At 65.4% G+C, this 13,273-nt stretch carries 9 protein-coding genes and 2 pseudogenes; 6 read left to right on the plus strand and 5 right to left on the minus strand.

The window, feature by feature from the left end:
• Positions 1-314: 314 nt before the first annotated feature.
• Positions 315-1,046 (minus strand): hypothetical protein, encoded by a 732-nt coding sequence (locus ACWD04_RS31080; protein WP_451137082.1) that lies wholly within the window; start codon positions 1,044-1,046, stop codon positions 315-317.
• A gap of 1,921 nt (positions 1,047-2,967) precedes the next feature.
• Between ACWD04_RS31080 and ACWD04_RS31085 the strand changes: the two genes are divergently transcribed.
• The 4 genes from ACWD04_RS31085 to ACWD04_RS31100 all read left to right on the plus strand — a co-directional run bounded on the left by ACWD04_RS31085 (position 2,968) and on the right by ACWD04_RS31100 (position 6,206).
• Positions 2,968-4,476: a DUF4246 domain-containing protein gene (locus ACWD04_RS31085; protein WP_451137083.1), complete on the plus strand. Its 1,509-nt coding sequence runs from the start codon at positions 2,968-2,970 to the stop codon at positions 4,474-4,476.
• A 78-nt stretch (positions 4,477-4,554) separates the two neighbouring features.
• The gene (locus ACWD04_RS31090; RefSeq protein ID WP_451137084.1) at positions 4,555-5,037 is read left to right on the plus strand and encodes a hypothetical protein; all 483 of its coding nucleotides are present in this window, start codon (positions 4,555-4,557) and stop codon (positions 5,035-5,037) included.
• 576 nt (positions 5,038-5,613) lie between these two features.
• On the plus strand, positions 5,614-6,015 hold the full coding sequence (locus tag ACWD04_RS31095) for an FKBP-type peptidyl-prolyl cis-trans isomerase (protein ID WP_451137085.1): 402 nt from the start codon (positions 5,614-5,616) through the stop codon (positions 6,013-6,015).
• Entirely contained in the window at positions 5,994-6,206 is a 213-nt protein-coding gene (locus ACWD04_RS31100) for a MarR family transcriptional regulator (RefSeq protein WP_451137086.1), read from the plus strand. The genes ACWD04_RS31095 and ACWD04_RS31100 overlap by 22 nt, the downstream gene beginning before the upstream one ends.
• Before the next feature lie 1,351 nt (positions 6,207-7,557).
• Here the strand turns inward: ACWD04_RS31100 and ACWD04_RS31105 are convergent.
• The 3 genes from ACWD04_RS31105 to ACWD04_RS31115 are packed head-to-tail and all read right to left on the minus strand — an operon-like array spanning position 7,558 to position 11,011.
• Positions 7,558-8,115 (minus strand): hypothetical protein, encoded by a 558-nt coding sequence (locus ACWD04_RS31105; RefSeq protein WP_451137087.1) that lies wholly within the window; start codon positions 8,113-8,115, stop codon positions 7,558-7,560.
• A gap of 52 nt (positions 8,116-8,167) precedes the next feature.
• The gene (locus ACWD04_RS31110) at positions 8,168-10,480 is read right to left on the minus strand and encodes a hypothetical protein (RefSeq protein ID WP_451137088.1); all 2,313 of its coding nucleotides are present in this window, start codon (positions 10,478-10,480) and stop codon (positions 8,168-8,170) included.
• A 21-nt stretch (positions 10,481-10,501) separates the two neighbouring features.
• Positions 10,502-11,011, minus strand: coding sequence for a hypothetical protein (locus tag ACWD04_RS31115; protein WP_451137089.1), 510 nt, complete (start codon positions 11,009-11,011; stop codon positions 10,502-10,504).
• Positions 11,012-11,161: 150 nt separating this feature from the next.
• Here ACWD04_RS31115 and ACWD04_RS31120 point away from each other — a divergent pair.
• Positions 11,162-11,437 (plus strand): annotated as a pseudogene (locus ACWD04_RS31120) (transposase); the annotation flags it as partial.
• Positions 11,438-11,468: 31 nt separating this feature from the next.
• On the opposite strand, the gene ACWD04_RS31125 reads toward ACWD04_RS31120, so the two are convergent.
• Positions 11,469-11,900: a VOC family protein gene (locus ACWD04_RS31125; protein ID WP_451137090.1), complete on the minus strand. Its 432-nt coding sequence runs from the start codon at positions 11,898-11,900 to the stop codon at positions 11,469-11,471.
• 257 nt (positions 11,901-12,157) lie between these two features.
• On the opposite strand from ACWD04_RS31125, the pseudogene ACWD04_RS31130 reads away from it, so the two are divergent.
• Positions 12,158-13,108 (plus strand): annotated as a pseudogene (locus tag ACWD04_RS31130) (ISAzo13 family transposase); the annotation flags it as partial.
• Positions 13,109-13,273 lie beyond the last annotated feature (165 nt).

A 13,273-nucleotide genomic window follows, 5' to 3' on the forward strand; every position in this document is an offset into this window, starting at 1 on the left:
CCGGTGAGTCGGCGGTAGCGGAGAGGGTGCAGGCGATGCCGGTGGACGCCAGGAAGTGCTCGGCTTCGCGTTCGTAGCGGCGCGCCAGGGTGCTTCGATGGTCCAGCGGTGCCGGCCGAGTCGCTGGGACGACTCGATGTCTCTGCGGAGGGTAGCTGTGAAGCCGGTGACGATCACGGGGTCGCGTACGTCGTTGTCCGGACCGTGGAAGCCGAGATCCGCGAGGGCCCGGGACCGGCGGCACGCCTGCCTGGACAGGTTCGGCGTCAGACCGACCTTTCCCATGAGCGTCGGCACCTTGCACTCGCGCGGTATCAGTTCGACAAGGTCGCAGTCGGCGTCTCTCTCGGGGTCACCCGCCGCTCCCCGATCCAGCGTCGCAAGGCAAGACCGAGACCGAGCGCCGCCACCACCGCGGGGACAGCCAACCCGATCGCCAGTGATGCCACCCAGTCGGGGTTCAGTTGCCGCGTCAAGCCGCTGGTGAACCGGCAGCTCGCCTGGGGCGGAAAGAGACTGCGGTCCAGGGTCTCCGGTGCATAGGCTCCCCAGTCCGAGCCCGCTGAACAGGCCGACGACGGATTTGTGACCAAATTCCATCCAGCCAGGGCGTAAAAAAGGAGGAATACAGAGCTGGTCACGAAGAACGCCGTGCCTGTGCGGCGCAGTTTCTGAACTCGGGTCATCGGCACCACCAGGCCACTGCCGAGTCTCGGGTCGAGGCACTCCGCGAGCAGGGAGGCGAGCAGGCAGGTGACCATGACCAGCAGGCTGGTCCAGAGCAACACGTTGAGCACTCCGTGGCCCCCGAGGGACGCGACCTCTCCATGCTGGAATTCGCAGACGGTGGCCGGCGGAAACGCATGATCCCGTACCCGCAGGAGCCGACCCGGCCCCTGCGTCAGCCCCTGCATGCACCGTTCGTCGAACTCCATCATGGCGAACAGGGCAAGCCCTGAGCCAACGACCACAACACCGAACGAAAGCCCTGCCGCGATCCATAGGCCGCCTGTTTGGTAACCGCCGGGTATATGTGCGTTCGACATGCGCGCACCCTAACCGACCGGCAACAGTCCCCAGCAGGTACACGATGGCCAAGCCGGGTGCGGACAACCTTGCCAACTCGAAGTCGCAGTACAAAACTGATGCGCCGCTCTGGCGGGGTACTCGAGCCGGTCATCGGTCGAGGTGTGCTGGGGCAACAAGGGGGCGGAGAAAGGAGTACCACGTCACCGACGCCGGCCTTGCAGACGTCCGGGCATGGATGGCTCTCCCGCTGACGCCTCAGCGACAGCGACAGCGACAGCGACAGCGCGACCATGGGGTTCCTGAAGGCCGCCTACTCGACTTCGCCGACCCCGCGTCGGTGCTGGAGCAACTCCGACAACAGGGTGTACTGGAAAAGCAGTTGAGCATGCTCGAAGCCACCCGGTCCGCGCTCGTCACCCACACCCGCCCTACCCTGGCTGCCCGCCTCTCCGAGCTGACCGAGCGCTCGCGGTGCGCTACTAGGTGTACGCCTACGAGGACTCATCGCGCGTGCCCGCAGCGAACTGGCTTGGATCGCGGACGGTTTCGCGCTCGTCGACAAGCTGCACGGAAACTGCCAGGGCGTTTCGTCCTGGCCGGAGCGTTCCACGAGTTCTTCGGCACGTTCCGCAAGCACCGGCATGCCGGCCTACACCTGGAGGAACTGGAGCATCCACGTGACTCCCGGATCCGTACGATCCGCGTCAGCAAGTTCACGCGCGGCGTCGTTCTCCCACCAGACTCCAGAGACAGTGTCCTTCTCCCGAAGGTCATGGCGCACAAGGGACACCATCGTCTGGGCATCGAGTCATCGGGCAGCAGTGAACTCTGCAAGCCGGGGCATTGACCTGTGCGACGACGTCGCCTGGGAGCAGACCACGGCCGAAGTGAACCATGCCCCGACTGCGATGGAGTGACGACTCTTCACCGACTTTGCGGGCAAAGCATTGACACGCCTCGGAATCGACCCCGATTTACTCCCGCTCGTACGAAACCTCAGCACCGACGCTCATCTCGACGCGCTCCGCAAGATCCTTCCCTAGCAGCAGTACGACGTGTCAGCCGGCCTGGCCGCGGGGCTGACCCCCAAGGGAGGGCCGGTGGCGATAGTGACCTGTCGGTCAGCCCCGTGTGGGCGGAAGCGACGAGACGGGATGCGGCTGCGTGCCTGTGGCCTTCTGTCCGTCCACACCCTCATGCTCGTCAGCGGCGCCCCCGGATCACCGGCGCATCCTTCGAGACGGTCATGGCCTTTACGAGCGTCGGTTTCAGCTTTCATCGCCGCCGCTGCAGTCCTGTTTCCTGCTCGCGGCCCGCAGGGATATAGGCGCCCAAACATCTGGCGCAGACGAACAGGTCTCCGAGCTCTTGGTCGAGGATGATTTCGGCGGCAAAGCGCGAGTCGGACCATCCGAGCACTACGGCGGACGGGTGCTGGGCGGACTCTGTGTCGGCACAACGAACGGCGTCCTGGTTGGGTGGCAGGGCGTGCCGCCGGTGAGACGCTGGTTGCCTGCCTGGAGCAGGTCAAGGGCATCGCCCGGGATGGCGGCAGTCCGGATGTGTCCACGTGATCAAGCCGCGTAGAGAACAACCATGATCACCCCATGACCGTGGGCTTCGTGCACTCAGGACCCGACTCACGCTGTTTCCAGTACCTGTGACGGTGTGGCAGGCCATCCACTCAGACCCGCGCAAGCTTCAGGACCCGCCACCGGGCCCCTGCACGGCCGCAGTGCAGAACATACCGCCGGCCTGCGCCGCGACGCCCGCGACCTCCCCCTCGCGCTCTTCGGGCTCGGATGAGTGCGAACCGGACGTCGAACGACTACGTCGAAACCCTGACTCCTGGGCCGGCGATGACAAGGACCACGGCTGCGGTGTCAGTCTGCTGAAGTATCCTTCCCGCCACCACACCGACTCGGAGGACTCTCAGACTTGACCGGCCTGTCTGCTTTCCCGCTGCCCTTTCACGCTGCCCGTTCCATACCGTTCGCGACACCCCGAACGCTGCGAGAACTGCAGATGATGCAGTGCAGTTCGCACATTCGGGCGAAGCCGGGGTGGTTCGACAAGATGAACGATGCCGACATCGTCGGCAGGTGGACGCAGGAAGCGGTTGCCCAAGGGCTCACCCAAGCGCAGGTTCGTTACGTTCTCGCTGAACTCGCGTATTACGCCGCCCTGCGCGACGGACGAACCGGCATCGAGGTGTCCGCAGTCGACGGGGTGTGGCAGTCGGACACTCTGGTCGACGACAAGCTCAGATCTCGGCTGCGCGAGGCGGCTCGGGTCCTGGAGCAGGCTCCCGAAGCAGAGCAGGACTGGCATCCCGGATCCGACGGCCAGGTACTGGATCTGGTTCACCCCTCACTGTTCTGCCTGGTGAGAGAGGTGAGCGACGCACCCGAGCAGGCTTGGCAGAACCCGACGGACCGCTACTCGAAATACGAGTTCTCGGAAAAATTCCAGTGGCTGCCCACGGACGTAGACGTCAGTGCCGACGGCGATGTCGCCTTCCGTTCGTACGTCAACAACGTCGACCCCGAGACTCATCGCGAACTAGCCTTGGTCCTGCCGGACTTGTTCGCCCGTATGCGCCCTCTGCTGGAGAACGTGCTTAGCGATCTGCGCCATCCGCGGCCGCTGCGGATCGAGGCTGATCCTTTTGGGTGGTACGACTCGGAGCCGGAGTATCCGGACAAATCATCGTACAGCGATGATGGGGCCCACGCGGAAGCCCTCCGTGCATGGGAGGAGGCCCAGGACGACTGGTGGGAAAACCGCCGCCCGGTCATCCCCGACGCCCCGGCCTTCACTCCGCCCGAGCTGCCCGATGAATCCGCCCGAGTAGACCTGCGCGGCCGCTGCCTCCAGATCATCGTCAAGCTCGCCACCATTCACCTCACTCCGGACAAGCCCGAGTACCCCGGCGGCTCCTGGCATGTCGAGGGGATGATGAACGAGCGGATCGTCTCGACCGGCATCTACTACTGGGACAGCGAGAACATCACCGAAAGCCGGCTGAGCTTCCGGGCGGCACTCGACGACCCGAACTACGAACAGAACGACGACAGCGGTCTGCGTGAGGTCTACGGCCTGGAGAACGAAGACGCTCTGAACCAGGCGCTGGGATCGGCATCGACCCCAGCCGGCCGCTGCCTGGCGTTCCCGAACATCCTGCAGCACCGCGTCGGCTCATTCCGCCTCACGGACCCCACCCACCCGGGATATCGCAAAATTCTCGCGTTCTTCCTGGTCGACCCGTCGGAAAGGATCGTCTCGACATCCGATGTGCCTCCGCAACAACCATGGGCCGGCACGACGACCATGACGCTTGAGCAGGCCAAGAACTATCGCGAACTCCTCATGCAGGAACGCAAGTTCTTCGTCGCCGAGCATAACGAGCAGCTCTACGAGCGAGAATTCTCCCTCTGCGAGCACTGAACCAAGGCCTACGTCAGCGGTCAGCTGAAGACGCGGCACGTGCCCGGCGGTGGCATGAGTGGACGAGTGGATGAGTTCATGGCTGCAGTAATCGCGATGCTGCAAGAGCTCGGGGGCCTCGCCCCGCTGACTGCCGAGAGGGCGGCGGCGCGGTTCTTGGCTCAGGAGTGGACGCCCGGGGGAAAGCCGCGTGGCGGCGTGGAGACGTCGTGGGACAAGGACGGGGCCGGGGGCTGGATCCAGACGTTCGACGGTGGGCCGATCGGCGTCTCCTTCGCCGTCTGGATCCGCGACGTCGACGAGTCGGGCTACTTCGACGACGTGGAAGCCGTCTACGTGCAGGGGGAGCAGGCGCTGGTCGACTTCCTACCCGAGATCGAGGAATCCTCTCTCGTCGCCCGCCTCGTCGAGGCCGAGCAGACGGCGGCTGACAAGGACGAGTTCATCAGGGTGAAGAAGTGGATTGTAGACGGCCGGATTCTGACCGCCGGTGTGATCCAGCAGGACGCCGATCTTCCGGTGATGGTCGTGGTAAGGCTGGAGGAGCCCGCCCCCGCCTGACCCATCCCGCACACCAGGGCGGCACGCATCTGTCACTCCGAGTAGCTGCATAGCAGATGGCTCCGCCGAAGGGCGCGCCGCGCAGAGCTGTTGTGCGTGAAGGGACACCAGGGAATGACTGCGCCGTCATGTGTGATGTTTCATCAGGCAGAAAATTGGGGGCTGACCATGGCCGCTGTACGGGGAAGCGATCTCATGGTCGACCGGATCGCTCCGGCCGTCCGGCCAATCACCGGTGAAACAATGGTAGTGGTCCGGCTGCATGAGCACGGTGATCGCCCGGACCCGCGACGATCAGCAGGACGAACGCGGACAGCGTGGCGGACGGCAACAGGATCAGCTTGCCCCGCGGCACGGCCGTCCGGGCGGTGGGCCCTGGGCGCCGCGCGTTTACTGCGGTTCAATCCTCGACGCTGGTGCGCTCACGCAGGTATGCCACGACCGTGTCAGCCAGCAGGTCGGCCCGGTCCTCATGCAGGCCCAGCATTGCCGGTAGTGTGATCGCCTGCCGCATGGAATGTCCATGTGTCCGGCCGGCCCGTGCGGGGGACTCCGGTGGCGAGCGATGGGACCGTGATGAGCGAACTGACGAAGCCCATCATTGAGGTTCCGGAGGGTGGCGCGCCCACCGAGCTGACGATCCGGGACCTCGTGGTGGGGGACGGACCCGAGGCGCAGCCGGGCAGGGTCGTCCAGGTTCACTATGTAGGGGTCACCTTCGCATCCGGAAGGGAGTTCGACTCCTCCTGGGAGCGGGACCGGCCGTTCAAGTTCGCCGTGGGCGGTGGCAGGGTCATCAAGGGCTGGGACCGGGGAGTGAGAGGAATGAAGGTCGGCGGCCGACGCGAGATCATCGTTCCCCCGCGTCTCGGTTACGGCAGGCAGTCACCCTCTCCGTTGATCCCGGCGGGCTCGACGCTGATCTTCGTCGTGGACCTGCTCACGGTCGTGGGCGGATGCAGCGCGAGTCCCAGCTGACCTTCTTCGAGTACGTGGTGCTCTCGGTCCTGTCCGAGGAACTGGCTCGCACTCTCCAGATGAGCGATCTGCCCGTGCGGACGTCGGCATCGTTGTCACGGCTGTCGCAGGTCGTCAACCGGCTGGAGAAGCGCGGGCTGCTCGCGCGAGCCCAAATCCCCGGCCTCGGCAGGCGCACTACACGACGCTGACCGAGGCCGGTTTCGAGGTGGTCGTGGCTTGCGGCGCCCGGTCATGTCGCCGCAGTCCGCGAGTACCTGATGGACCAGCTCGAACCCCACGAACTGGCGGCGTTGCGCCGCATCGGTACCACGGTCGATGCCGCTATCAGACGCGGAAACCGCAGCGAGACGTAGGGTCTGGTCATTGCCAGGCCAAAGGGGCGGTAGCCGGAGCTGAATCCGGCTCAGAGTGTCAAGGACGCGACGCCGCTCACTCTCAGGGGCGTGCTGTCATTGGACAACGCGCCTCCACGCAGCCGGGCCCCGGGGATACCACGGCCGACCCCGGGATGTGCGGTGTGTCCGGATCAGATCAGACTCCCCCGCGACCGTGGCGGCGAGCCATTCGGCGGCTTCGACGCCGGTCCTGAACAGTACCCGCGCGGGGTGGGCGCTGCCCCTGGGACGACGTTGCCGCGGCCTGGGCGCGAGCTGCCCTGGGAAGCCGCGCCGACCACCGGGCCGATCCGCTGCCGGGCACCCGCGACGAAACACATCAACAGGCTTGCCGGAACAAAGGCCAGAGGCGGACAGTGGGCGTCGGACGCGGGATGGACTTCGTGGTCGGTCTTCCGCGGGGACCGGCCGATGGCATGGCCGAGCGGCCGGCCGCCGAGGCCTCGTTCTGCGGGCCCCGGCCGCATTCCGGGTGAACCCGCACGACGGTCGAGTCCGCCGAGACCGCCCAGTTCAGGTCCTCGTCGGCGTCGGCGTCGGCCTGGGCCAAGAGCGATGAGCACCCGCTCCCAGGTGCCGTATCTCTCCGGTCGGCGCATCCGCTGCGATCCGGGCTGGAACGTGAAAGCGATCGCACTGACACCTGTCGATGGTCACGCCACCGGCCACCTCACTTTGGCGACCGGTCCAGAAGCAACGGCTCGATCCGCGCCCACTGCGCGACAGTCAACGACACACTTGGGCCGACGATCAGATGATCTGAACGAAAACGGCCCAAGGGCTGTCTCCGGCTCGGTCGTGCGACGCCCTCGCCGAGAGCGGCGACGCCGCTCTCGGCGGAATCAGGTTCCTCGAACCCGGCCAGATGTCGCGTTGTGTCAGCAATCGCCTCTACCGAGTCCATCAGTTCGGCGACACTGGCATCGACTCCACACCGGCACTCTGAACACTGCAGGCCTCCAGATCCGGACTACTGGCGGCAAGCCGTATTTCACAGAGCGGTCTTGGCCTTCACCCATGTGGCGCACCGGATACAGAAGCCTCCGCCGATCCGCTCAACATGCTCGTGCTGGAGCGAGTTACACACCGGCCCTTCATGGGCCGACGGCATCGGAAGTGTCACCGGCATTACACGACCTGTCCCTCACGACGCTTTACTGTCGCACTCATCCGACTCCTCGACCGTCTTCGTGAAGGCGACGATCAGACGCTTCATGGCGTCGGCGTCCCTGTGGTCGGAACCGTAGGCCTGAATTCCGGTGTAGAGCTCTTGCCCGTACTTCTTGTCAACGCAGTCTTCCGTCTTGCCGAACGCCTGCCAGTCGGAATACACGTACCGTCCCGCGTCCGCGCTCTTCTCCACCTGGTCGAGGGTCTGGCTGCGGAGGAAGTACGCCGTGTCACGCTCACCCTGCCACCATGTCTGGATCGTTCTGACGGCGAGCTTTCCGTCCACGGACACATCGCACCAGGCCGCCGAGGAGTCGACGTCGGGTTTAACGGAGAGCTTCTTCCCTGGCGGGAGGAACGGAGTGAGCTCCTTGGCGTCGATCCGTGCGCCACAGAAGGTCTCCGGCACGGAATAGTCCCTGGTCTCTTCGGCGGTGCCGCACCCCGTGACCATGGGGGCCAGGACGGCGAGAAGGACGGCGGTGAAGGCGAGACCGGAACGTGGTCCGGGAACCGCTCGACGGCGGGTCATGGTAGTACCTCTCAGGGAGCTGCTCGGTATCTGGGTGGGTTCGGCGACTTGGTCAGGAGGTCGTCCTGCTGCCCGGGGTGCGGCCGTCGACGATCGCCTGGGCGTTGTAGAAGCCCTGTGCGCCGCTTTCCCGGGCCCAGGCCTCGGCGTCGGCGGGGTCGACCATGCCGAACTCTTCCGCAGCCAGCCGGGCTGCCTGGCCCGAACGATTGCCGTTGTCCTTCATGCTTCCTTGCCAGAGCTCGCCCCTCGCGTCCTCGGAATCCTCCAGTTCCGTGCTCTTGAAGTCCTGGAACATAGATTCGAGGACAGTGCCGGTGATGGTGGTGGTGGCTCCACCCGCGGCGGCTCCGATCCAGGGAGTGGCGACGAAGGAGGTTCCTACGCCGACCGCCGTACCGAGACCACCGGAGATGCCGCTCTTGACCAGGTCCATCGAATCCTTGTAGGCCTCGTCCGCCTCCTTCCCGGCAGCCGCCAGCTCCTCCTGACGGCCCAGGGCAACGGTGCCGGAGATCTCCCCCGACTTCTCCGCGATCCGCCGCACCACGTCTTCCGTGTCGTCGTCCACGACCCGGTCGGCAGGCAGGTCGGGGTTGAGGTGATATTCCATCAGCTGACTCATGTAGGCCTTCTGGCCCACCTCTACCGCCGCGTAGCCGTCCGGGTTCTGGCCCACGGTGAACAGGAGCTTGGTCACGTCTCGCGGATCGAGTACCGCCTCTTCCCCGTACATCGGGTACATCTTCTGCGACCGCTCCCACGACGTCGAGTCCGGATCGGTCCGATCAGCGCCACTGATGGACCGATTGATGTCCGGCAGGTACTCGGAGGTGATCTGCCCCACGCTGTCGAGCATGTGTCCGTGCTTGAGCAGACGCTCGTCCGGGTCCTCACCGATGGACGACACGAGTCGTTCCATGAGCTTGGTCTGCTCGGCGTTGTGGTGCGGCGTGTCCAGCGTCGGACGCTCACCGGCCGGGTGACCTGTGGTGGCGGCCTCAAGGGCCATCGCCAGGTTGTTCCGTCCCGCGATGCTCTCCTCGTGTTCGGAGTCGAAGTCGGTGGGCCAGTCGCGCTCCTCGAAGAGGTAGTCGAAGTTGGTCAGTGATTTCTTGACCTCCTTGTCGTCCTTCTTCTCGGTGAAGTCGTGGTCCTCATCCTTGGTGAGGAAGGTGTCGTTGAAGAAGGATGTCGCGGCGTCCGGGCTGTTGGCGAGGGCCTTGAGGTATCCCGTCATCGGGTCCCAACCGGTATCCGTGCCGGTGTGGTTGAGCGTCGCGTCGGGTCCCAGACGCTGCCAGGCTCCGTGCTGCCCGTTGCCCGTGAACTCCTTCTCCGTGGCCATGAGCTTGTTGCCGTAGCTGTTCAGGAACTGGTCGTCGTAGTCGCCCCAGCGCATCAGGTTGCTCATGACCTGTCCGCCCAGAGGGAAGCCCCCGCCGCGACCCACGGGCTGGTCGACCAGGGCCACCATGTTGCCCTTCCAGGAGTTCATCGCGGCGCTGTCGCTCTGGGTGGCGTTGGCGAGTGTGAGACTCAGGTTCTTCTGGAGGTCGTCGAACTGCTCCCGGCGGTCACGGCGCAGGTCCCACCCCGTGTTCGGGTCGGTGACGCCGGCCCAGAAGTCCAGTGTCTTCTGCGGTCCGAGCGTGGTGGCGAAGCGTTCGGTGAACAGCGGGTCGGTGGAGTACTGCTTCAGCCCCGCGTTGAGCCGGTCGAATTCGGCGGTGGAGAGCTCTTCCGGGTCCTTCTTGGCGAGTGCCGCCAGGTCGTCGGCTGTCTTGAGTGCTTCAGCGGCTGCGTCCCGGTCCTTGTAACTGGCGTCACCGAAGCCGTAGTCGGTCTGGTCGGCGAGCGCCTTGAGGACCTTGCTGGCGGAGTCGTCGCTCTCGGTGGCCTTGCCGAGGATGCCTTGGATCTCGTCGCGCAGGGTGTTGACGTCGCTCTGGGCGTGGGAGGGCGGGGTATGGCCCTCCGCCGCGCGGTCCGGGTGGACGTTCATGGTGACGGTGAAACCGCCGTCACCGGTGTTCGTCACGGTGAGGTTCTTCTTCAGGCCACGGTCGATGGCGTCCTTCAGCTGGGTGTGGTAGGCCCTCAGCTCCCCGGCAGTGTCCTTGAGGATGCTGTGGATGGACTTGCCCTGGGTGTGGGCGTCCTTGATCTCGCCGGCCGTCTTGCCGATGAACTCCTTGGTGACCTGTGAGTTCTCACCGGACCAGTTCGCCTTGTTGGCTGCCTGGTGCAGGCCTTCTTCGGCGTCCCTGGCGAGGGTTTGAAGGCTGCGGACGATGACCGACCAGTCCTCGACTGCGTCATCGAGCAGTTTGAGGTTGGCATGGCGCAGAGTGTCGAAATCCATGAGTGGGCCCCCGTTGTGCGGTTACTTTTTCTCGCCGTAGATCGGGTTCTTGTCCCCGGCTGTTCCGACCCGCTCGTCGAAACCGGCGTCGAGAGTGTCGATGCTGCTCACCTGCCGCAGGATGTAGGCCTCGTCACCGTTATGGATCTTCTTGGTGACCTGCATGTGGTTGGAGATGTGCGCGCAGGCGTCGAGGACGGTGTTCAGCTGAGTGGACCAGCGGTTCGACACATGCTGAAGCCCGGAACCGAGCGCGAATCCCTGTGAGACCAGGTCGCTTGCCGCCTTGTCGACGCTCGTGTTGTCCAGACGGGCCTGGTCCCAGAGTTGGTCGTAGAGCGTATGCGCGTGGCTGCCGATCTTGGAGAGGTCCTGCTGGTTGACGCTGAGGTCACCCGTGCTGCCGGGCGTCGTCGGGGCCGGGCCCGGGCCGGAATCACCGGGGTACTGGTTGAGCTGCATGTTCGTCGCGCCTGCCTGCTGGCGCTCCAGCGCTTCAGTCTTCAGTTGGTCCCACTCGTCCCACGCCACTGAACTGCCCCTTTACCCCCGACGACCATCGTCGGCAGACCGCCGAACGGCCCCCACTGCTAGCGTAGTCACTCGTCCCGGCGTTCGAGACCGCTCCACCAAGCCTCTTTCAGATCCTCCACAGAATGTGGTCCGGACAGCGTGCGTTTCACCTTGGTGCCCACCCGGGACCACAAGGTGGCCGAGCAGTCGAAGAACTACCGCTATTCCACCAACCACCAGGTAGTCATCGACGCCGACACCCGCCTGGTCGTGGTGGTCGGCCGGCCGCTGCCGGGCAATCGCAACGACTGCCGGGCCTGGGCGGAGTCCGGCGCCAAGGCCGCCGTCGGCAACACGATGACCATCGCCGATGGCGGCTACCCAGGAACTGGGCTCGTGATGCCGCACCGCCGCCGCAAGGGAGAGGATCTCCCCGACTGGAAACGGCTCCCCACCTCGCAGTCTCGGAGGAGAATCAGCCGAGGCAGAACTCGTTGCCCTCGATGTCCTGCATCGTGATGCACGACTCGTTGACGCCATCGGCGCGCTGCGTCAGCACGTGCTTCGCGCCGAGCGCCATCAGCCGTGCGCATTCAGCCTCGAGTGTGGCCAGGCGCTCGTCACCCACGAGCCCGGCGCCGGCCCGCACACAGAGATGCACCCGGTTCTTGACGACCTTGCCTTCGGGAACTCGCTGGAAGAGCAGGCGCGGAGCCACACCCGAGGGATCAGTACACGCGAAGTAGATCTCGTCCTCGGGCGGCAGCGAGCGGTGGTACTCCCCCCACGTGGCAAAGCCCTCCGGGACAGTCGGTACGACGTACCCCAGCACCTCGCACCAGAAGGCGGCGAGGCGCGCAGGTTCCGCGCAGTCGAAGGTCACTTGGAACTGTTTGATCGCTGGCATCGGCGCACACTAGCAGGGTCCCTGCTCCTCTCCGCGGGCGGGTGGATCCACACGTTGCCGGGAGGACGGCCCCTGCCATCCGCTGCTGTGTCGTGCGGTCACAGGGGTGAACCGAGGTCGGCGCCTCTTCCAAAGGGTGGGGCCCAGGATCCGATCTCAGCCGACCACTCTCGTGCCAAAGATCAGTTACGGGACAGCCCTTAGGGCTTGCAGGGAATCAAGGTGTTGCTTCCAGCTCCGGTTGTCGTTGTTGTGGTATGCGCATCCCGGACGAGACTCGCAACCAACTTGCGTTGAAGTTCATGGTGTTGTTCCCGCACCTGGACGAACGGCAACGGCGGCTGTTGATGGCCGCGGAGGCCCGGAGTCTGGGCCATGGCGGCATCCGGGCTGTCGCGCAGGCCGCGGCGATAGGTGAGACAACTGTCCGCAAGGGCGTGTTCGAGCTTGAGGCGGGCGAGGAGCCTCTGGGGCGGGTGCGGCGACCGGGCGGAGGACGCAAGCGGGCCGCAGATCTCGACCCGGGCCTGCGTCCGGCCTTGCTGGCACTGGTCGAACCGGACGAGCGCGGGGATCCGATGTCGCCGCTGCGGTGGACAGTGAAGTCGACACGCACCCTTGCCCGGGAGCTGGCCCGGGCCGGGCACAGGGTCAGCGCTGACACCGTCGCCGATCTGCTGCGGGAGGAAGGCTTTAGCCTGCAGGCCAACGTCAAGGCCCTGGAGGCCGGCGGGCACCCGGATCGTGACGCCCAGTTTCGCTATCTCAACGAGCAGGTCCGCGAGCACCGGGACGCCGGCCAGCCGGTGATCAGCGTGGACACCAAGAAGAAGGAACTCGTCGGAGAGTTCAAGAACAGCGGCCAACAGTGGCGGCCGGCGGGTGATCCGGTGCTGGTGGGCGTCCACGACTTCGCCGACCCACAGCTGGGCAAGGCCGTCCCCTACGGAATCTACGACATCGAGGCGAACACCGGCTGGGTGAACGTCGGCACGGATCACGACACCGCCGCGTTCGCGGTCGAGTCGATCCGTCGCTGGTGGCACGGCCAGGGCCGGGACGCCTACCCGCAGGCAGCACGGCTGCTGATCACCGCAGACGCGGGTGGCTCGAACGGCTACCGCACCCGGGCCTGGAAACTTGAACTGGCCCGGCTCGCATCCGTAACAGGACTGACGATCACCGTGTGTCATCTGCCGCCCGGCACCCAATGCCGTTGCTTGAGTTAGTGAACTATCGCGGGGTGCAGCGTGATGACCTTGGGTTTGACCCGGCGTGTGGCTTGCCGGTCCCGGGTGTTGATCCGGTAGGAGAGCTTGGAGGAGTACTTCGAGTCCGGCCGCTTCAGGTGCCGGTCCGCTTCGCGTAGACGC

This window comes from Streptomyces sp. NPDC002911 (assembly GCF_053591835.1).

What these genes read in the sequence shown, in the direction of transcription:
- ACWD04_RS31080 (WP_451137082.1), bottom strand. Translation starts at nt 1,046, where the DNA reads ATGTCGAACGCACATATACCCGGCGGTTACCAAACAGGCGGCCTATGG.
- ACWD04_RS31090 (WP_451137084.1), top strand. Translation starts at nt 4,555, where the DNA reads ATGGCTGCAGTAATCGCGATGCTGCAAGAGCTCGGGGGCCTCGCCCCG.
- ACWD04_RS31095 (WP_451137085.1), top strand. Translation starts at nt 5,614, where the DNA reads ATGAGCGAACTGACGAAGCCCATCATTGAGGTTCCGGAGGGTGGCGCG.
- ACWD04_RS31100 (WP_451137086.1), top strand. Translation starts at nt 5,994, where the DNA reads ATGCAGCGCGAGTCCCAGCTGACCTTCTTCGAGTACGTGGTGCTCTCG.
- ACWD04_RS31105 (WP_451137087.1), bottom strand. Translation starts at nt 8,115, where the DNA reads ATGACCCGCCGTCGAGCGGTTCCCGGACCACGTTCCGGTCTCGCCTTC.
- ACWD04_RS31110 (WP_451137088.1), bottom strand. Translation starts at nt 10,480, where the DNA reads ATGGATTTCGACACTCTGCGCCATGCCAACCTCAAACTGCTCGATGAC.
- ACWD04_RS31125 (WP_451137090.1), bottom strand. Translation starts at nt 11,900, where the DNA reads ATGCCAGCGATCAAACAGTTCCAAGTGACCTTCGACTGCGCGGAACCT.